14 protein-coding genes are annotated in these 21,261 nt (G+C 36.2%); all 14 read left to right on the forward strand.

Annotated features, from left to right (window positions below):
* The first annotated feature begins 8 nt into the window (after positions 1-8).
* The 14 genes from BD749_RS02260 to asnB all read left to right on the forward strand — a co-directional run bounded on the left by BD749_RS02260 (position 9) and on the right by asnB (position 21,248).
* Positions 9-2,357, forward strand: coding sequence for a GumC family protein (locus tag BD749_RS02260; protein ID WP_101442746.1), 2,349 nt, complete (start codon positions 9-11; stop codon positions 2,355-2,357).
* Positions 2,358-2,400: 43 nt separating this feature from the next.
* On the forward strand, positions 2,401-3,879 hold the full coding sequence (locus BD749_RS02265; protein ID WP_101442747.1) for an O-antigen translocase: 1,479 nt from the start codon (positions 2,401-2,403) through the stop codon (positions 3,877-3,879).
* A 116-nt stretch (positions 3,880-3,995) separates the two neighbouring features.
* Complete coding sequence (locus BD749_RS02270) at positions 3,996-5,885, forward strand: glycosyltransferase (protein WP_101442748.1); 1,890 nt, start codon at positions 3,996-3,998, stop codon at positions 5,883-5,885.
* Positions 5,886-6,013: 128 nt separating this feature from the next.
* Complete coding sequence (locus BD749_RS02275; protein WP_101442749.1) at positions 6,014-6,958, forward strand: glycosyltransferase family 8 protein; 945 nt, start codon at positions 6,014-6,016, stop codon at positions 6,956-6,958.
* Positions 6,959-7,327: 369 nt separating this feature from the next.
* The gene (locus BD749_RS02280) at positions 7,328-8,401 is read left to right on the forward strand and encodes an NAD-dependent epimerase/dehydratase family protein (protein WP_101442750.1); all 1,074 of its coding nucleotides are present in this window, start codon (positions 7,328-7,330) and stop codon (positions 8,399-8,401) included.
* 128 nt (positions 8,402-8,529) lie between these two features.
* Positions 8,530-9,702 (forward strand): glycosyltransferase, encoded by a 1,173-nt coding sequence (locus tag BD749_RS02285; protein ID WP_101442751.1) that lies wholly within the window; start codon positions 8,530-8,532, stop codon positions 9,700-9,702.
* Between the two features lie 103 nt (positions 9,703-9,805).
* Positions 9,806-10,726 (forward strand): glycosyltransferase, encoded by a 921-nt coding sequence (locus BD749_RS02290; protein WP_101442752.1) that lies wholly within the window; start codon positions 9,806-9,808, stop codon positions 10,724-10,726.
* A 598-nt stretch (positions 10,727-11,324) separates the two neighbouring features.
* Entirely contained in the window at positions 11,325-12,503 is a 1,179-nt protein-coding gene (locus BD749_RS02295) for a glycosyltransferase family protein (RefSeq protein WP_143741212.1), read from the forward strand.
* 72 nt (positions 12,504-12,575) lie between these two features.
* Positions 12,576-13,613 (forward strand): glycosyltransferase family 4 protein, encoded by a 1,038-nt coding sequence (locus BD749_RS02300; protein ID WP_101442754.1) that lies wholly within the window; start codon positions 12,576-12,578, stop codon positions 13,611-13,613.
* A gap of 97 nt (positions 13,614-13,710) precedes the next feature.
* Entirely contained in the window at positions 13,711-14,874 is a 1,164-nt protein-coding gene (locus BD749_RS02305) for a glycosyltransferase family 4 protein (protein WP_101442755.1), read from the forward strand.
* Positions 14,875-14,885: 11 nt separating this feature from the next.
* On the forward strand, positions 14,886-16,283 hold the full coding sequence (locus BD749_RS02310; protein WP_143741213.1) for a hypothetical protein: 1,398 nt from the start codon (positions 14,886-14,888) through the stop codon (positions 16,281-16,283).
* 87 nt (positions 16,284-16,370) lie between these two features.
* The gene (locus BD749_RS02315) at positions 16,371-17,543 is read left to right on the forward strand and encodes a glycosyltransferase family 4 protein (protein WP_101442757.1); all 1,173 of its coding nucleotides are present in this window, start codon (positions 16,371-16,373) and stop codon (positions 17,541-17,543) included.
* A gap of 65 nt (positions 17,544-17,608) precedes the next feature.
* Positions 17,609-18,778, forward strand: a complete 1,170-nt coding sequence (locus BD749_RS02320; RefSeq protein WP_101442758.1) for a glycosyltransferase — start codon at positions 17,609-17,611, stop codon at positions 18,776-18,778.
* 625 nt (positions 18,779-19,403) lie between these two features.
* Positions 19,404-21,248, forward strand: a complete 1,845-nt coding sequence (gene asnB / locus BD749_RS02325) for an asparagine synthase (glutamine-hydrolyzing) (protein ID WP_143741214.1) — start codon at positions 19,404-19,406, stop codon at positions 21,246-21,248.
* Positions 21,249-21,261 lie beyond the last annotated feature (13 nt).

The raw sequence follows: 21,261 nt of genomic DNA on the forward strand, positions 1-21,261 counted from the left end.
AGATATCTATGAAGAGTAGAGAGTTATTTCCCTTAAGATCTGAGCAGCCTGAGTCTAAAGATATTAGGGAGGTTGTTTCCAAGTATCTGCAATACTGGTATTTATTTATAATTGGTGGAGCTCTTAGTTTGGCTGCCGCTCATTTTTACTGCTCATATTATACTGTCCCACATTACAGTATCAGCAGCACTATTCTTCTTAAAGGCGGAGAAAATGACGCTGACGCAGGTGGTTTGGGAGAGATTGGTATGATAAAATCATCCAAAAACATCAATAATGAGATAGAAGTGCTTTCTTCGATAAGCTTGATGCAGCGCGTTGTCAGTGAATTAGGGCTTTCAACAAGTTTTTTTGTTGAAGGCCGCGTGAAAGACATAGAGATATATGGGAGGGAAGTTCCCATAAAGTTGATCGTTAGCCATTTTGACACAGCTGCTTACGGAAAAAGTATTACTGTTAATTTAAAATCTGCAACTGAGTATGAAATTGAGGAGGAGCCCGAAAAGTTATTGGTATATAGGTATGGACAACAAGTAACAAGGCCCTACGGAATATTCAAAATAGTGATAGCTCCAGGCATTGCTGCCAAGGATATACCTACAAACCAGAAAATTAAGGTGGTTTTTCAGAATATCAAAGCAGTAGCTAGGCACTACAACTACGCCTTAATGATTTATCCGAAAAGGGAGGAGGCTAGCGTACTGCAAATAAACTTAGTTGATCCTATACCTGAGAAGGGGAGAAATATTATTAACAAACTTGTTGAGGTCTATAGTAAAGAAGCCGTTGAGGATAAGAACCTAAAGGCAGCCAGTACTATAGAGTTTCTGGATGAACGATTAAAATATCTTACCAGTGAGCTTTCTGATGTTGAGAAAGATGTAGAACAGTATAAACGAAAAAACGAGCTCACAGATGTAGGTGCACAGGCTACCCAATATCTCGCGCAGGCAAGTGACTACAACAGCAAATTATCTGAATGGGCCATACAAATCGATATTTTAGAGTCGATCGAAGAGTATATGAGGAGTAGTAATAATCAATATAAAATGGTTCCGAGTACTCTAACCATTCAGGACCCAACTTTATCAGGCTTAATAGGAAAGTTCAATGAACTTCAATTGGAGCGTGAGCGAATTCTTCGCAATGCCTTCCCGGATAACCCCTTGGTGAAGAATATCGATGAGCAACTGAAGGATCTCAGAGCAAATATTATTGAGAACCTTCGCAATATAAAGAAGGGCTTAGTAATTACGAGTAACAATTTAAAAGCCAACTCAGGTCAGTACCAGACAAAGATAAGTAAGGTTCCTTCTATGGAACGGGAGTTATTAGAAATAAACCGTCAACAGGCCATAAAACAAAACTTGTATTTATACCTTCTTCAGAAACGGGAAGAGTCTGCCTTATCATTAGCTGCAAATATATCAAACTCCAGAATCATCGATCCTGCTATAGCAACAGATTACCCGGTTAGTCCTAACAAACAAACTATATACTTAATGTCTGTTTTGCTTGGACTGTCTATACCATTTGCTGGAATATTTGTAAAAGATTATCTGAACGATAAAGTGCAAACTCAGCGGGATGTAGAACAATTGACGGATACGCCAATTCTTGGCGATATCATGCACAATGATTTTGAAACGCTTGTGGTAACAACGGGTAAACGAACGCCCATTGTTGAAATGTTTCGGCTCATCCGAGCCAAACTTCAGTTTGCAGCGGTTGACAAAGAAAACAAAACGATGTTAGTCACATCTTGTATGAGTGGAGAGGGAAAAACCTTCTTCAGCATTAATATTGCTGCTACTTTGGCATTAACTGGAAAAAAAGTTGTAGTTCTGGAACTGGATCTTCGCAATCCTAATATATCAAAGGAACTGGGACTTACTAAAGGCCCTGGAATTTCCGATTACCTGATCTCAAATGAAATTTCGATAGCCGATATTATCAAGCCTTTGGAAGAACCTCCTGGCATGTCTATAATAAGTTCTGGCCCCATCCCTCCTGATCCGGCAGAATTGATGATGTCTTCCAAGTTAGCTGATTTAATAAATGACTTGAAGCATAGTTTTGATCACATAGTTATTGATACCGCGCCAGTAGGGCTGGTGGCAGATGCCTTTAGTCTTAGCCCAATTGTAGATTCAACGATCTATGTTGTGAGGTATAACTATACAAGTAAGAAGCATCTAAAAACAGTAGATGATATAAGGCGAAACAAAGAGTTAAAGTACCCCATGATCGTGATGAATGATGCAAAGAAAGGTAATGGTAGTTACTATGGATATGGGTACGGCTATGAAAATAAGAGCACAAAGAACAAGAAGTTCTGGAAGACAATAAATATATAAAGTTTCAAATTACTTCAACTATAGGTTTCTAAACAATAGAATAATGACAGTTAAACAAGCTTCCTATAGACAAATAATAAAGGCGACTTCCATATTCGGTGGAGTGCAGATTTTTAACATTATTATTTCCATTGTAAAAACTAAGTTTGTTGCCATTCTTCTTGGTCCAGCTGGTATGGGGATAGCCGGCTTATTAGTTTCAACAACTGCATTAATAGGAAGTTTAACAAACTTTGGTTTAGCAACTAGTGCCGTGAGAAATGTCTCTGCAGCAGCTGCTAGCGAGGAAAAAATAGGCTTGACAGTCTCTGTTCTGCGTCGATTAGTTTGGCTTACAGGTCTGCTAGGTGCATTGTTTACACTTTTCCTCTCCTCTTACCTTAGTAAAATAACTTTTGGCAATGAAGAGTATACTCAGGCGTTTATGCTAATTTCTATAACGCTGCTTTTATCTCAATTGGCAGCGGGGCAGCACGTAGTGTTGCAAGGTTTGCGTAAGCTCAAGTATTTAGCAAAGGCTGACATAGCGGGTATGCTTGTCGGGTTATTTGTTTCCGTACTTATTTATTATTGGTTAGGAGTACAAGGTATTGTGCCAGTAATTATAATAAGTTCTATTATATCATTTTGCTTCTCTTGGTTTTTCGCATCTAAAGTCCAAATCCCTAAAGTAAGAGCGAGTATATCTACCCTAAAGTCAGAGGGGGGAGGAATGCTAAAGATGGGATTTATGCTAACACTAAGTGGTCTGTTGCCAATAATTACTTCTTATTTCCTAAGGATCTTCATAAGTAGAACTGGTGGAGTAGAACAAGTAGGATTATACAGTGCAGGATTCGCAATGATCAATACCTATGTTGGAATGATTTTCACAGCAATGACGACAGATTATTACCCACGTTTAACCGAAGCATCCGTAGATAATGTGGCTACGAATAACGCTATCAATGAGCAGGCTGAGATTGCTATTCTTATCATTGCACCCATTCTGGTTGGTTTTATTGCTTTTGTAGATTGGGCAATTGTTCTTCTTTATTCTAAAGATTTTCTAAAGATAAATGGCATGTTACACTGGGCAGCCTTAGGTATGTTCTTCAAAACAGCCAGTTGGGCAATAGGATTTATTTTTTTAGCTAAGGGAGCTAATAGTGTTTTCTTCTGGAGTGAATTGGCTGCAAATCTTTATATAGTGTTGTTGAATGTCTTTGGGTATAAGCTTTTTGGCTTAGATGGACTAGGAGTGGCATTTTTCCTTGGGTACTTTATGTTGCTTCTGCAAAACTATGTTGTTTCTAAAAGACTGTATAAATTCAGATTTGTTAAAGATTTCTATACAATATTTCTAGTCCAGTTTGTAATTGGATTAGTGAGTTTTATAGTCTTCAAAAAGGTAATCTCACCCTATTCTTTGATCATTAATGGGGTACTTATCGGAATGTCAATGGTCTATTCTTATAAAGAGCTAAACAAAAGAATTGACATAAGACGATCACTAATAAAAATGACAGAGAAGGTTAGATAATGATCTCTTTTATCAAACTCTTCCGCATAACATAAAGATTGCTATTATATAAATTTTATCTGGGCTGACTACAAATGAGATTTAATAAAATAGTTGGTTTTAATACTAAATAAAAGATGTTGGAAAAATCTGCTAAGAAACCGAGACTAGTCTTTTTTCAGTGGAAGCATGATATGTTGCCTAATTTTTTGCAATCTCATATGCAGCTCCATGTTAAGTGTCTATCCGAGTTCTTTGATGTGATATTGATCAACAGAGACTGTGATTATCAACAAGTATGTGATATTTATGAACCTGACTTAACTCTTTTTGAAAGCGGTTTCCGTTCTACTTTATCAAAAAAAATAAAAATTTCTAACACTTTTAGCCATCCAACTATCCCAAAGTTAGGTTTACACAATGGAGACGCTTGGTGTGACTGTAGAGTCGGTTTTATTTCTGATATGGAAAAGTGGGGAATAGAAACTTTTTTCTCTATAAGCACTACTATGGCTGAACATACTCCAGAGATATCCTGTGATTTATTTATTTGGCCGAACTTCGTAGACAGAACTATATACAGGGACTACAAGCAAAGTAAAATTATACCATTTACTTTTAATGGTAATATCAATTCATTATATCCTTGGAGACAAGAAATCTTTCACATCATTACTAAACATTATCCATCCTTTATATTTCCACATCTAGGCTACGAAAGTTCTTCACCATTCATGATATGTGGTGAGCAATACGCTCGCACTATCAATGCTTCATATTTTGTGCCAGCATGTGGAACAGTAGCGAAAGAAGTGGTACGAAAACATTTTGAGATACCAGGGGCAAAAGCCTGTCTCATAACAGAAAAATCCCCAATGCTTGAGGCTGCAGGTTTTGTCGACATGCACAATTGTGTATTCGCAGATGGTAATACTGTACTTGATAAGCTAAGCTATTTATTTAAAAACCTTCAAGAACTGAAGGATATAACAGATAGAGGTTACAAGTTGGTGCATTCTCACCATACGCTTCAGCAAAGAAATCAAATTTTACAGTGGTTCAATCTTAATAAAGAGCTTAAGTCCAATGAGAAAATTGTTCAGACAAACCCTTTTGAGGAACTAAGGATAGTAAATAAGTCAACTAAAGTTAGCACTATAAAGTGTGATGGGTTGCATTTAATACTCTTGCAGAATGGAGACAAAAAATTGTGGGATGGTGAGTTTGATGAAGCTGAACAACTTTATTTAAAATGCCTAGAGTATGTATCTTGGATGAGCGAGCCTAAACTAAAGCTTGCGATCTGTAATCTTTATAAGGGTGATGCAGAAAAAGCACTTTTCTGGATTATGGCGCCGATACAGCATAGCTTAGGTTCATATGGTGCACCAGATCCAGACCCAATAGAATGGTCTTATTTTATTATTTCTCTGCTCTGCACTGGAAGGTTGAAAGAGGCAATCATTCGAGCTAATCAATATCCATCACTGTACCATCCTGAATTGCATCGTACGCGCTTTGTTGTCAGTTACTTTCAAAATATGGGAAAGAACATTCCTGAATTAAATTATTTTGAATTAAAACAGCGCCGAAGTGTTCATCAACTTCCACAGCTAAGCTTTTCTGTCTGGATTGAAAATCTCTGTTGCATTTTCAGGGCTTGTCATAAACTTGAGTATGTTGAAGTAATAAAAGAGATGAATTATTTAGATAATGAAGCTTCTGAAAAAGGAAAATTATACTTAATAAATAGAGAGAAGTTCTTTAGTAGTTCATTATTAATGTTATACATAAGTTATTTGGAAAAGATAAACTCATTATTTGAAGAGCTAAATGTGCCAAAGTCAAGAAAAGCTTTGCCTTCTATCGATGTATACGATATGATATTTCGTTTAGCTAAATGGGGAAAGATAGGATTAGCCAAAACCTTTAAAAGGTGTCTTTTCTATTTAGAAAGTAAGTTTAGATCTTTTAATCTTTTCAAGATAAAAAAGAAAAAGAATTACTCTAGGTTATTCAAGACTTAGTTCGATTTCACAATGTCAACCAAGGATTTTGCCGATACAGCTAATGAGGACTTTGTATATATTTTGACGCTCTATTTGTTAAAATAAGACTAACAGTATCCATAAATGTTTGACTTAATATCAAACTAATGTGTGAATATAAGAACAAGATTGATGTTGTCTTTGCAGTAGATGAAAATTATATCCAACATTTTTGTGTTGCTGTAACTTCACTTCTGGAAAATAATTGTGATAGAATCAATAATGTGTATCTTCTGCATGATATTCAAGAGAGTCAATTGTTAAAAAGTGTGATTTCTTTTTTGTTCAGAAGATACAAAAAAGAGTTAATAAGTCTGTATGTCAATGATTCTATTTTTAGTCGCTTTTATATTAGTGGTTATATATCTAGAGCTTCGTACTATCGCCTTATTCTTTCAGAAGTATTGCCGGATAGCATTGAAAAAGTCTTGTATTTAGATTGTGACTTAATTGTAACTTCAGGTTTAGACTCACTTGTTGAGTTAGAATTTTGGAAAAGCAGCAGCTATCAAGTTAACGGGAGTGAAATTGGTAAAAACGAAAACACAGAACTGTTTTTGTATGCAGTAAACGAAGTGAAATGGCACAATATAGGTAGATTAAGAAGCCTTGGACTTACTGGAGAAAAATATTTTAATGCAGGTGTTTTACTTATAAATTTGAAAAGGTGGAGGTCTGAAAACATTTCAAAAAAATTTTTTTCGATAGCATTAAAATTTAATAATGAGTTGATGTTTCATGATCAAGATATTTTAAATATAGTTTTTGAAAATAGTTGGGGTGAGTTGAATGAAAAATTTAATTTACTAAATACTTGGTTTAAGCAGGATTTGCGTAACAGGCAATATATTATAATTCACTATACGGGTAGTTCTAAACCATGGCACTTCAATGATAGTCACCCCTTGAAAAGTGCTTACTGGTACTATTTATTTAAAACTCCTTTTAAATTTTATATTCCTTATGACTTTAATTTTAAAAATCTCCTTTTAAAAATTCTAAAGTTGTTTTACTCTTTTGGAAAAGAAATTTTTATACGACAAACCGCATAATCAATCCTGAATAAATCTGACCCCTGTAAAACGGTGTTGGTTACTAATTTTCGACTTAGCATTCTGTAGAAAATTATTTTCAAATATTGCAAAAGTAACGCTCTTAGAGGCTCCTCTTTCATAATGGATTAAGTGAGGAGAGTTTTTGAAAGTATTTAGAAACTTTTCGTTGATCTACAAGCCAATCCACTTGTTTAATCTTATATGTAGGAGTATTCAATTTCTTGGCTACTTACTTATAACTTAGTTCACTACACTCACAAGCATATTCTCTTTTATGGTTATGAAATCTTTGGTGGAGGTACTTATGGGCTAAGAGATTTAGCACCACTTATAAAATAGATTTTCAACTGGTTTAACATTAATAGTATGAAAAAGATTTTTGTAACAGGATCTTCAGGATTAATAGGATCAGAAGTTGTTGTATTCTTTGCTGAACTTGGATGGAAAGTTCATGGCTTGGATAATAATCAGAGAGCAGTTTTCTTTGGTTCTAGTGGGGATACAAGATGGAATCAGTATCGACTCATAGACGAGCTCGGTGGTTCGTTTCAACATCATGAACTCGATATTCGCGACAGGCAAGGTCTATTGGATCTACTCAAAGAAATAAAGCCGGATGCCATCGTACATACAGCCGCACAGCCCTCGCATGACCTCGCTGCTACTATTACGTTCGATGATTTTGATACAAATGCAGTAGGAACATTCAATCTTTTAGAGGCTGCACGTAGATCTTGTCCTGAGGCTCCTTTTATTCATATGTCTACTAATAAAGTTTATGGGGACCTCCCAAACTCTATTTCACTTATAGAACTTGATACTCGTTGGGATTATGTTGATCAGCAATACAGAAATGGTATAGCAGAGGACTTTTCTATTGATCAATCAAAGCACTCCCTCTTTGGAGCATCTAAATTGGCAGCTGATATAATGGTTCAAGAGTATGGGCGCTATTTTGGTATGCCTACATGTTGTTTAAGAGGAGGATGTCTTACTGGGCCAAATCATTCTGGAGTAGAACTTCATGGTTTTTTAAGTTATTTGGTACAGTGCAATTTAGAGGGGCGGGAATATAAAATTTTTGGATACCGTGGAAAACAAGTACGTGATAATATACACGCTTATGATGTAGCAAGATTTATTAAAGAGTTTATTCTTTCTCCTAGAGTGGCAGAAGTTTATAATATTGGAGGGGGAAGGGCTAATTCCTGTTCAATTCTTGAAGCATTTAAATATGTGGAAAAATATTCTGGAAAAGCACAAAATTACATTTACAAAGATGAACCTCGGGTAGGAGATCATATTTGCTACATATCAAATCTTGAAAAAATGCGTAAACATTATCCATCTTGGGATATTACCATTTCTCTCGAAGAGACTATTCAACAAATTGTAGAAACACATACAATAAAGAGAAAACATAATGTTGTTTCTATGTGATACTGCCTTAAGTACCATTTAACGGTATTATGAACTATGTTATAAAATTATAATAGTTCTGTTTGTGTTCTATGTGGTAGGGGAGTGTACTTAGGGACTAGTGGTGGTTCGAATGAAAAGCACTTTTAATGATCTCCACCTTCATAAGGAAGGTGGAGCTACAACGGTTAATTACTAAAAATTTTTCATCAAAAATGAAACTTCTTTCTTATCAGCCCTTTTCACTTTATTCCAATAGTGGTGGTAGCAGAATCCTGCGCCGACTTTACCAAGGATATGAATCTCAAGTAAACTCTTTAGTGTTGGAAGCAAATTACTGGACAGCTCCAAAAGGACTAATTCTGGAACGAACCGTTGCCGCATCTCCCCAAGGACACAAGTATTATAGATGGTATGTACGAACTTGTGTTACTTGGTTAAGGGAAAAGAAATTCAGGTTACGTAATATCAATCGCGTTCAAAAGGAGGCTGCTAATATTGAACACGATATTATTCATGTAATCAATCACGGCCCTTTTTCAGGTGCACTTTGTAAATCTAGGATTAGGCTTAAAAAGCAATTGTGGGTCTCTTTTCACGATCACTTCTCTACAACAGGTAGCACACAAGATGATGCTAGAGAATTATGGAAACAGGCAGATAGGCGACTAGTTATTTCTAACGCATTAGGTGTTGAGTATTCCCGTCTATTTGGATATAGGAATTTTGAAATCATTACGGATGGTGTAAAGAAGGAAGAATTAAGTATAGTTAATCCTGAGTTAAATGATGAGTTAGTTATATATTTTGCTGGATTACTTCATTTGGAGTATTTGCCACTTTTTAAAGCTTTGGCTGAAGCTTTAGATTTACTGGTTCGCCAGGGCTTGAAAATAAAATTGGTTTTAAGAGGAACTCAACAGGTGAGTTTCTTAAAAAACAGATTGTTTGCAGTTGAGTACAAAAGTGTCTCATTCGATGAAAAAGAACTAAAGGAGGAGCTTGACGCTGCCGCAATCCTGTACCTTCCCATCAAATTTTCTCCTTCTGAATTCTCACTATACAGTTTATCAACTAAAATGGTTGGTTATTTAAGCAGCTCTGGTGCTATTCTCTATCATGGACCGGAAAACGGTGCTGCCTGCCTTTTACTGCAGGAAACAGGTTCTGCTGAGTGTTGCACATCGTTAAATGTACAAGATCTTACCAAGGCAATTCTGTCGTTAATTAACCACCGGCAAGTACTTTCAGAAAATGCCAAACATCTGGCAGAACGGCAATTTAATATTTTAGACATACAAAAGCGCTTTTGGCTAGCATAAAGCACACTTAATTTTTAAGCTTGACGATGTTGAAAGTAAGGAAATTTTAAAAAAATAGTAGTGAGAAATTTAATAGTTTTAATTTGCCTTATTGTAACAGTATATGGAAACTGCAATTTTTAAAGAAGCTGTAGTTACTTTATTTGAGAAAGACTATCATAAGGGGGTGGCTTCACTAATAAATTCGTTACATAAGAGCGAATTTGAAGGATTAGTTTATGTGGGCTACAGAGGAGCATTGCCAGAATGGGTATCTCAACTAGAACCATTAAATAATGGCTATTACAAATTACAAAATATACATACTAAATTTGTGCAGCTTGAATGTAAGATGCATTTTGGATACTATAAGCCTACAATATTAAGAAGCGTATTGAATGAGTTTCCTTCTGTTGAAAAAGTTTATTACTTTGATCCGGATATTGTTGTTAATGCTCCATGGAGTTATTTCACTAAATGGGTAGACAGTGGCATAGGGCTTTGTCTTGATAACTGCTTTCCTTTCGTTCACCACAATCATCCTTGGAGAAAGGAGTGGAAAAGGTTGAGTAATTCTAATCTTGTAAATCACAATAATTTTTATGTTAATAGTGGGTTTGTTGGCATTGAAAGATCCAACAGAGTATTATTAGATCGTTGGGTAGATTTAACTCAAGAATTCAGTTTAACTGGCGGCAATACTTCATCATTCGAAAAAGATGGGTTTAGGGCAATCAAAGGTGATCAGGATATACTCAATGCAGTTATAGCTGTTTCGCCTGATTTAAGCTTTAGTATTATTGGTCAAGAAGGCATGGGTTTCACACAACCTGCTTATTTGATGTCTCATGCTGTAAATGGTATTAAACCATGGAATAAAAGTTATCTTGCTTTTTTGTTTAAAAGAGGCAGGCGGCCTGATTTTAGCGATAAGGATTATATAAAATATGCAAACTCACCAATTCAAGTTTTTAGTGGCAGATCATTTAAGTTTAGGAAACTGGACCTAAAGATAGCTTCGATATTGGGTAGGTTGATTGGTTGATAAAAGTTTATTATTATTATTATTATTATTATTATTATTATTATTATTATGCTTCTGTATAATAATGGCCCCTTTTATAAATGGACGACTTCCTATTATGTACTTAGAGTTAGGTGTATCTTGATCAGAACTACTAGTATTACCTGCCTATTTGGTCCTTGTTTAGACAGGAAGCATAGTTGAGAAAATTTAGTTTTCACCTTAGCATCATTAACTAAGTATGACCCGAATATTGGCAGGAAGTGCTAAAAGCTATAAACATCATACGGATTGTTTTTTTGTGTAGTTCTCTAGAACCCGGACATGATAGTGTAGGGGATTATGTAAGGTGATTAGCAGTGGAACTAACTCAACAAATCATCAAACCTTGCTTATCCCATTGAATAAAGCCTTGCAGACAGGAAAACTGAGCTTCAAGAGAAAATTAAGTATTTAAAAATATCTTTTTTTACAAAGACTCCTAATCGCAAGTGAGTAAATCAACTCTTGTAACTGCTTTATTAATATTATAAATATGGTTGGTTATAATGTGTTTTGCAGAATACTCAATTGGGTAATAGTTTGTGTACTGATATTTGATGTGTCTAAAATCTAATCTATGGAAGTAACAGGGCTTAATATAATTTTTTTTTGTGGATCACTAGAACCTAGATGTGATGGTGTGGGAGATTATATAAGACGATTAGCTGGAGAGTTAGTGCAGCAAGGCCATAGTGCGACACTTATTTCTTTAAATGATTCTTTTGTTAAGAGAGAAATAGTTGGTAAACAATGTGTTGGTAAAATTGAGTTGACCGTTGTGCGTATCCCATCGGTAATGCCTAATGTAAAGAAAGTTCGATGTATTAAAAATTGGGTTGAAAAACTACATCCAGATTGGTTGAGTCTACAATTTGTTCCCTTTGCGTATCATTCCAAGGGCTTGCCTTTCACCTTATGCTTTTTTCTTATGAAGGTTGGAAAGGGTCGCAAATGGCACATAATGTTTCATGAATTATGGGTTGGCATGGAAATAAACTCAAGTTTAAAAGCTATTGTATGGGGTACTCTTCAACAAGTAGTAATTAAACTTTTGCAAGTAAATCTAAGGCCTCTCGTTTACCATACCCAAAGTAGCCTTTACCAACTACAACTTGCAAAACTTGGTATAGAGTCTAAGTGTCTCCCTCTGTTTTCTAATATTCCAATAGCCAATAACGTAGTTATTCGTCAGGAAAATTCAACACTTTTATATAATGAAGGAAAAAAAATTTTTTTCGTACTATTTGGAGGTATACACCCTGGTGCACCAATAGAAGAATTTACAGAGGAGGCAGCTTTATTTGCTTTAGAAAACAATGTGCAGCTGGTTTTAAGAATTGTTGGACGTTGTGGTCCTGAACAAGAGAACTGGGTAAAAACCTGGAGGGCTAAAGGATTGGATTTTGAATTGTGCGGTGAACAACCGGCTAAAGGTGTTTCTGAGCTGTTAGCAAATGCTTCTATAGGACTTACTACCACTCCAATTGCACTAGTAGAAAAAAGTGGTACTGTTGCAGCAATGAGGGAACATGGACTTCCGGTTTTCTGTATCAGAAATACTTGGAAGGCCAGAGGAGTTAAAGAGTTTAGTGTTCCCGCTGGTATTTATCAATACCAACCAGGCAATTTTAAAGACCTATTTATGCATAAAGGAGAAGTAGACTGTATCTCTACAGTTTCATCAGTGTGTAAAACATTCATTGATGATATTTCAAACGCTTCTTGCAACTGTAAAAGCAATCATCAAGACATATAAATGCAAAGTGATTGAAGTGAACATACGCTGTCTTTTGTAGAGTAACAAACAGTTAAATAAACAGCAAATAGAATGGCTTTAAAAATTCTTCTAATCTCGCATAGGTTCTATCCAGATATAGGTGGTATCGAGACGATAACTGAAATTTTAGCTTATTCTTTTTTTAAAGAAGAATACGATGTTCATGTATTGACATGGTCCGCCGATTCAACAGGCAAAGCTTTTCCTTATAAAGTTATCAGAAAACCAAACCTTCTTACTCTCTTTCAAGAGAATGCTTGGGCAGATGTAGTCTTTGAAAATAATCCGTGTATGCGTCTTTCGTGGCCAAATATAATCTATAATCGTCCTTCTTTTACTGTTTTGCAAACTTGGCTTACTGTTGATAGTAAATTTAGCCTATCAAGTAGAGTTAAAACCTGGGACTTAGGCCGTAAAAAAAAGGTTGTAGCGATAAGTGATGCAGTCAGAAGAAAATGCTGGAAAGAAGCTATTGTTATAGGGAATACCTACGATACAAGTATTTTTAAGAATTTACCTAATATTCAACGCTCAGAAGACTTTGTGTTTGTAGGTCGACTGGTTTCTGATAAAGGAGCAATTTTGGCAGTTAAAGCAGTACATGCATTAAACGTACAGTCCACTAGAAATGGGAAAACATCTAAACGATTTTCTTTGACTATAGTAGGAGATGGACCTGAGCGAGCATATATAGAAGGTATAGTAGCTAATTTACGATTACAAGGGCTTGTAAATTTTACAGGAGCTCTCTGTGGGGACGAACTTGCTAAATGCCTTAATCAACATAAATACCTGCTTGTCCCTTCGATATGGGAGGAGCCATTTGGAATCGTTGCTCTAGAAGGTATGGCCTGTGGATGCTTGCCTATAGTATCAGATGGAGGAGGGTTGCCTGATGCAGTTGGTAACGCAGGCCTAACGTTTAGCAGAGGTAATGTAAATGCTATGGTGTCCTGTATTCAGAAGCTACAAGATGATGCTGAATTAGAAGAGCAACTTCGTAATGCCGCTAAGTTACATTTAGAGGCTCACCACCCAAATAAGATTTCCCAGAAGTTGCTCAATTTAATTCAAGAGGCTTTAGAATAAACAGATGTAGGTTGCTGATAAATTGACCTTGCGTTACTATGTATTTTCTGACTAACCTTGAATTAAGGTTGGTAACAAGTAGAATTGATTTATAAAAATGAAAATAGTTTATACAGCGCCTAACAGGGGGCATCACTATTTATACGCTGGTGCATTAAACACAGCAGGCAACCTACACGCTTTCATCAGCGGTTTTCCACGTATAAGTCCCAGAGCAAAAGCACCAGACTTGATGGGAAAGCTTTTTAGTGCTGATATTCTACAAACACTGTACGTTTTAAGTTTAAAGATGAAGTTGCCTGATAGGATTTGTACTTTCCTTGCTTTTCTGTCAAAGATTGAACAAGACTTAGCATGCCGAAAATTTGTTAAGAACTGTGATGTATTTCTATATTATAGTGGGAGTGGGCTGTTTAGCAGCAGATATGGTAAAAAGAGAAGCGTAATCAATATTGTTGAAGCTGTGAATAGCCATGTCGAATATCAGGAAGAACTTTTAGAGAATGAATTTTTAAAATTAAAATTGCCATGGAAGCCTTTCTTGAGTATTGAAAAAAAAAGGCGCTTACAGGAATATAAAGAAGCTGATTATATTTTGCTGCCTTCAGAGTTTGTAAAAAGAAGCTTTATTGAGAAAGGCTTTCCTGCTGAAAAGTTAATTAAAATCCCATATGGATTTAATAAACTAGATAACTCAAGAAGTAAAAGGGATGCGAGGAGTGAGAGTTTTACCGTCCTGTACGTCGGCACCATATCTGTAAGAAAAGGGGTTCGATACCTTATAGAGGCATTTAAACAGTTGAACTGTCCTCAAAAACAATTAATTATAGTTGGGCCAGATGCTAATGACGGGGCAATAAATGGACTTGATCTTACTCCAAATATTGTTTTTACAGGTGTGTTGAAGGGGGAAAAGTTAAAAGACGCTTATAGATCCGCAGATGTTTTTTGCCTGCCCTCAATTGAGGAGGGGCTAGCCTTAGTATTAGGGGAGGCTCTTTCGTATGGTTTGCCTGTGATAGCTACATGTAATACAGGAGCTGAAGATGTTATAGTTGATGGGAATGAAGGCTATATCGTTCCTATAAGGGATAGTGAGGTAATAAGAGAAAAGCTGCAGATGTTGATTGACAATAGAGAACTACTAAATAATTTACGCACAAATACAATTGCAAGATTGGAGAATTTGAATGGATGGGAAGAGGCTGGTAAAGAACTTATAAGTAACTTATATCAGGTCTTTTGCAGAAATAATAGATAACAATTATTCAGGTGAAATCTACAAATAACAGAAGTACAGTATCTGATAAATGTGAGCTAATTATTTATAGCTTAGTTCTTTTATTGGTTTTTGAAGGTATTATTCGTAAAGCTTTACCTTCACTAGCAACTCCTGTTTTCTTCCTGAAGGATCTTCTATGTGTCGTTGGCATTTTCACGCTTAAAGGCCGAGAACTACCAGACATTATCTTTAAATTAAATTTGAAACGGATAACTCTGTTCATTCTGTTTCTGCCACTTCTGTATTTTACTGGGTTTAAGGATCCCTTACTGGCTATTTTTGCCGCTAAGCAGTATCTTCTCTATACAGTAGTTGGGGTACTTGTATCTGTTGCTTTTCCACCCCCACAAGAGGAAAAATTTAAAAAGTTTATTTTTTTCACCTCTTTACTTCTTGTTCCGACCTCCCTTGTTGCGATTATGCAAAATGCTCTTCCAGCATCACACTGGCTCAATTTAAGTGTAGGTGGAGAATCATTAGAAGCATTTTCTGCTGCCGGATATTTAAGAGTATCATCTACTTTTTCTTTTACAGGACAATATTCATGGTTTCTTGCGGCTGAATCTTTTTTTCTTGCAATTAGCTTTTTCTTACAACCAAAAACTATATTAGCCTTAGGGGTACGAATAAGGTATAATATTTATGTTGTTTTGTTAATACTATTAATTATAAGCGCATTTATAACTGGCGGTAGAACTGCTGTGTTAGGTTGTGGAGCAACCTTCATTTTAGGCTTATTTTTAATAGGATGTAAAAGGCCCGGCTGGTTCCTTTCTAGAGGAATCCCTATTATTTGTATTTGTTTAGTGAGTTTATCGGTATTGAAGGCAGTAAAACCTCAATACTTTGCTGCTTACAGCGCAAGGTCTTCTGGTTATAACCATATGTCACATAATGAAGAAATAACAGGTCGAGTGCTACACGGTTTCACTGGGTGGTCAGATTGGTTTTGGGAACAGGATTTAACTTCGGTATTGCTGGGAAATGGTTTAGGAGTGATGAGCAATGGATCTAGTCAAGTAAGTTCCTATGCAGCGAAAATTAGAGCAAACGGTTTCTGGACAGAAGGTGACATGCCAACAACATTTTGGGAAGGAGGGATGTATCTTATTATAGTATGGTATGGGTTTAGGTTATCATTAATTATTTGGTGCTACTATCTATGGCGAGCTATGAGGACACAAGCTTTAGCGTCTGCTACCTCTTTTCTTCTTGCATATGTAGTTATTAGTGGTCTGATATCTCAACTTGGAATGCAGCCTCCGCTAGCAATATGGTGGTGGTTGGCCATTGGAATGATTATATTGTTGCATAGGCTTGAGAAACACGAACTTTCCACTGTTATAGAAGGTCTTTCTTTAAAAGAAGTTAAAGGAAGTTTAGTATAGTGATAATACTCGTCGAGAGTCATTAGGCAACTGTTCTCAAGAATTAAGTTTTTTCTAATTCTATATTACTAATTATGCTTTCAACATATGGTCGACTCATTACTTATTTTCGATACTCATCCTGTTCAATATAGGGTCCCTGTTTGGCAAGCTATAGAGGCTCTTAAACCTGGTCGTATTCGTGTAATTTATGCTAGTGATTGTTCAGTACGGGGTTATAGAGATAATGAGTTTGGAGAAAGAGTTGTTTGGGACGAACCATTACTAGAAGGCTATTCTTTTTCTATCTTGAATTGTGTAAATGGAGAGCCTTTAACCGGCTGGAATTCATTAACAGGAGAAGGGGTAAGAGAAGAAATAGATAAGTTTTCTCCTTCTGCTATTCTATTAACTGGTTTTAACTATAAGTATGATTTTATTGCTTATAAGGAGGCCCTACTGCGTAAAATACCTATATGGATAAGATGTGAATGTCAAGATGAAGCTTTTGTTCGTTCTAATATTAAATCATTTATAAGATTTGGTTTCTATAGCCTTCTGTACTCTCCTATAAAAAAGTTCTTTTATATAGGAGAATTAAATCGACTGCATTACATAAAGCACGGAGCTTATCCCCAAAAGCTAAGAGCTGCTTCTTATTGTACAGTGGATAAGTTTAAAGCATTGGACCATAATTCTAAAAGCCGATTAAGATCACAAGCTAGATCTAAAGCTGGAATTAAGGAATCTGATTTAGTGATCGGGTTTTCAGGAAAATTTATAACAAAAAAAAATCCATGCATCCTCTACAAGATGCTTAATAATATGCCATCTTCTATTTTACAAAGGTTGGCCTTTTATTTCATTGGTAGCGGAGAACTAGAGGGAAAATTAAAAAGTTTAGGCCAAAACACTTTAAAAGAATTCGGGATAAAAAGTCACTTCACAGGCTTCGTTAACCAATCTCAATTAACTCAACATTACCTAGCTATTGATATATTAGTTTTACCATCGCAACGCATGGGGGAGACTTGGGGACTAGTGGCTAACGAAGCACTACAAGCTGGCTGCGGAGTTATAGTAAGTGATGCTGTTGGGTGTAGTGTTGATTTCGGAAGTTGGGATAGAGTAAAGGTTTTTAAAGAAAATAATGCAGATGAATTAGCCAAATGTATTGTTGAGCTTTCACATTATTCCAGAGACTTCGATTGGGCAAAAGAAAGGATAGGTAACTACTCTGTAGATGCCGTTGCTGTATCGATAGCAAATGAACTTGCTTAAAGCACATAAAAGATTAGCCGTGATGATATATCAAACTATACCGTGATGCTATATCAAAGTATATAATGAATTTAGTTTTTTTTTCGCATCCCTCTTTTCTTGGCTCACAAAGCATGCCTCGCTTTACAAACTTGCTGGCAACTGGAATGCAACAGCGGGGACATACTATAGAGATATGGAGCCCTCAACCTTTATTTCATAAGCTTCCTATACCTGCTTCCAAGCGTAAATGGCTTGGATATGCTGATCAGTATCTTATGTTCCCTCATCAGGTGCGCACTAGACTTGCAGCTATCCCAAGGGATACACTTTTTGTCTTTACAGACCAAGCGCTAGGTCCATGGGTGCCACTAGTTTCCAATAGACCACATGTGATACACTGTCATGATTTCTTAGCTCAAAAGTCTGCACTTGATCAATACCCTGAAAATAAAATCTCATGGTCTGGTCGTTATTATCAAAAGTTTATAAGACGGGGATATACCTGTGGAAAGAACTTCATTTCGGTTTCTCAAAAAACTCAATTAGATCTGCATAGCTTTTTAGAGAAAGAGCCACTACTATCAGAAGTAATTTATAATGGCTTAAACAACAACTTTGCTCCCTACAATCCCGAAAAATCAAGAGAATTCTTTAGCAGCGCAACAAGTCTTGATTTACAAAATGGATACATACTGCATGTCGGTGGAAATGATTGGTACAAGAATAGACGAGGAGTTATTGAGATTTATGAAGTTTTGCGATTAAAGTACCAATTTGATTTACCTCTTATAATGATAGGCTCTAAACCATCACCATACTTATTAGAGCTACATGCCCAATCTTCCTACAGACATGATATGCATTGGCTGAGTAATATAAGTGACGATATTTTAAGATTTGCTTATGCTGGAGCCACAGTACTTTTATACCCTTCACTGGCTGAAGGGTTTGGTTGGCCAATTGCCGAAGCCATGGCCTGTGGTTGTCCAGTAATTACTACAGATGAAGCCCCCATGAATGAAGTTGCGGGGAGTAGGGGGTTTTACATTCCGCGCCGACCAAATAATAACTCTCTTGTAGTAGAATGGGCTGAAAAAGCTGCTGAAGTGGTTATGGAAGTTTGTTCTTTATCATTAAATAGGCGAGCTGAAGTCGTTTCTGCTGGACTATTAGAAGCAGAAAGGTTCTGTATAAAAGATTATCTTCTTCTAATAGAGCAGCACTATTATAAAATTTTAGAGGCGAGTAAATAGGTATACTTGAAATTGTTGGACGCCATGTTAGCATAACAGTTAAGCTGTATTTAGAAACGTAAAAAATTTTTTCCCCCATTTACAAAATCTATTCACGAATTATTTAAATTATTTTTAGTTGAATAATTCTTTTTTTACGTATTATTAATATTTAATCTTGTTTTGTTTATCAATAAATACTCAAACTTACAAAGCCTTATCTATTTGATCTAAGTTTAGAATGATTGAAAGCAAAAACTATACATTATATGCTTCCAATTACATTAATGAAGGATTCTGGTGATTATTAGGAATTCACAAATCTAGAAGCTAGCGAAGCACTCAAAACAAATGCATATTTTGTCAGCTATTCAAAGCGGATTGAAGAGTATCTAACTTACTGACAAAGAAGTAAGGCATTTAAGAGCAGGTATTCTGCAATTGTTAAGAAATAGACAGATAAAATTGTCATCTATATCGCCTGTGGACCTAGAAATTTTTATGTTCCGCTTTAGGGTAGTCCTAATTTTTGATCATGGTGGGTTTTGATACGTTGAACGTGGCCATTTAACACTCCGGGGATATTGCCACTGTTTTATGTTAGCAGGTATATAAAACTTACTAGATTGAACAATGTTAAAGCGTCTTGAAATTGGATACTTTTATGTGTGGAATAATAGGAAAAATAGCTTTCAGTAAGAGTATTCTACCGCTCCCGCAAATTGATTTGATACGTCATAGAGGGCCAGACGGGAAAGGTGAATGGATTAACTGTGAAGGTAATATTTACTTTGGTCACACAAGATTGGCCATTCTTGAGCCAACTCAAGCAGGATATCAGCCAATGCAGAGCTCATCTAAGCGTTTCACAATAATATTTAATGGTGAAATATATAATCACCTGAACTTACGTTCTTTAATTCCTTTCAACTCTTGGCATGGCACTTCTGACACAGAAACTCTTATCGAGTTACTTGAATTCATGGGAACTAAAGCGCTTTCCCTACTGAAAGGTATGTTTGCTTTTGCTCTTCATGATTCAGTAGATAATTCTGTTTTGTTAGTTAGAGATAGACTAGGAATAAAACCTTTGTGGGTTCGGTTTGATGCAGCTGCGTGTACTTTTGCCTCAGAAATTAAGCCTCTTCTGAATCCCGATGATAAATTACCCTCCAGTCAAGCAATAAGTGAGTTTGTTGCTTTTGGGCGTATGACTGGAGTAGATGAAATATTTAGTGGAGTTAATGCCGTTTCTCCAGGAAGTCTGATAAAGTTGAATAATAAAGGAGAAATAAAAACAGAGAATTGGTGGACACCTGAATCGGCTCCATTAGCTAAACTTATACCTTATAATCAAAATTATTATGTTCAGAAAGTTAATAAGCTTGTAAAAAGTTCTGTAACTGAACATCTGATTTCCGATGTGGGTGTGGGGGCATTTTTAAGTGGGGGGATTGATTCTAGTATTATAGTGCTTGTAGCAGGTAAAGAACTGGGGAAAAATCTTAAAACTTTCACGGTTGGCTTTCATGAAAAGGCCTTTGATGAGCGGAAAGTTGCCAGAAAAGTAGCTCAAAAAGCTGGATCCGAACATTTTGAAATAGAAGTGAGTGAAGAGAGTTGTGTTTCTTGGGTAAAAGAAGCTGTGTATAACCTAGATCTTCCTTCTGTTGATGCCATTAATACTTACATTGTGTCTAAAGTGGTTAGAGAACAGGGGATGAAAGTTGCACTCTCTGGTCTTGGTGGAGATGAATTATTCGGAGGATATCCAAGCTTCAAAAACGTTCCGCTTCTCACCTGGCTGAGCGCTTTACCAAAGAGGTATAGTGAGCAACTGGTTAAGCTAATGCCAAAACAACTGAAGCAAAAACTTTCTGGGCTTAACGGCTTTTCTGCGGCTGAGTTGACTGTGTCAAGAAGAAGATTTACATCCGTTTCAGAACTATGCAAAATGGGTTTAAGTACAGGGCACTCGTATGTCCCTCCTCCTCCAGAAGGTGTTGATAAAATGGCAATTATTTCTTGGGCTGAAATTTATGGCTACATGATACCCTTGCTTCTACGCGATAGCGATCAAATGAGCATGGCTTTAGGGCTAGAAATCCGTGTTCCCTTCCTAGATCATCATTTAGTTGAAGAAGTTTTAAAAATACCACAAAGCTATAAGAAAGGTTATGGTGTAAAACCGCTTCTTATAGATGCTTTTCGTTCGGACTTACCTAGAGAGGTTTATAACCGGCCAAAACAGGGCTTTGTTTTACCTATGGAAAATTGGATGAGGGGGCATTTAGCAGAATTTACAGAGGAGGGCATATATGCCGCTGCAGATTTGCTTGGTCTTTCTGAGCCTCTACGACAAAGAGAAATCTTTATGAAAGGGCAATCTCATTGGACCCGTTTGTGGTTGTGGAGCGTACTGGGGCATTGGCTTTTAAATCATAAGGCTATACCAGTAGAAACATCGACTTCTAATATTGGAATAAGTTAATCTCTAAAGGTGA

The sequence above is a fragment of the Pontibacter ramchanderi genome (genome assembly GCF_002846395.1).
GTDB lineage: Bacteria > Bacteroidota > Bacteroidia > Cytophagales > Hymenobacteraceae > Pontibacter > Pontibacter ramchanderi.

Bases quoted from the DNA above. Each gene is read 5' to 3' on its own strand.
- BD749_RS02260 (WP_101442746.1), top strand. From the start codon at position 9: ATGAAGAGTAGAGAGTTATTTCCCTTAAGATCTGAGCAGCCTGAGTCT.
- BD749_RS02305 (WP_101442755.1), top strand. From the start codon at position 13,711: ATGAAAATAGTTTATACAGCGCCTAACAGGGGGCATCACTATTTATAC.
- BD749_RS02285 (WP_101442751.1), top strand. From the start codon at position 8,530: ATGATCTCCACCTTCATAAGGAAGGTGGAGCTACAACGGTTAATTACT.
- BD749_RS02320 (WP_101442758.1), top strand. From the start codon at position 17,609: ATGAATTTAGTTTTTTTTTCGCATCCCTCTTTTCTTGGCTCACAAAGC.
- BD749_RS02315 (WP_101442757.1), top strand. From the start codon at position 16,371: ATGGTCGACTCATTACTTATTTTCGATACTCATCCTGTTCAATATAGG.
- BD749_RS02265 (WP_101442747.1), top strand. From the start codon at position 2,401: ATGACAGTTAAACAAGCTTCCTATAGACAAATAATAAAGGCGACTTCC.
- BD749_RS02295 (WP_143741212.1), top strand. From the start codon at position 11,325: ATGGAAGTAACAGGGCTTAATATAATTTTTTTTTGTGGATCACTAGAA.
- BD749_RS02275 (WP_101442749.1), top strand. From the start codon at position 6,014: ATGTGTGAATATAAGAACAAGATTGATGTTGTCTTTGCAGTAGATGAA.
- BD749_RS02270 (WP_101442748.1), top strand. From the start codon at position 3,996: ATGTTGGAAAAATCTGCTAAGAAACCGAGACTAGTCTTTTTTCAGTGG.
- BD749_RS02300 (WP_101442754.1), top strand. From the start codon at position 12,576: ATGGCTTTAAAAATTCTTCTAATCTCGCATAGGTTCTATCCAGATATA.
- BD749_RS02280 (WP_101442750.1), top strand. From the start codon at position 7,328: ATGAAAAAGATTTTTGTAACAGGATCTTCAGGATTAATAGGATCAGAA.
- BD749_RS02290 (WP_101442752.1), top strand. From the start codon at position 9,806: ATGGAAACTGCAATTTTTAAAGAAGCTGTAGTTACTTTATTTGAGAAA.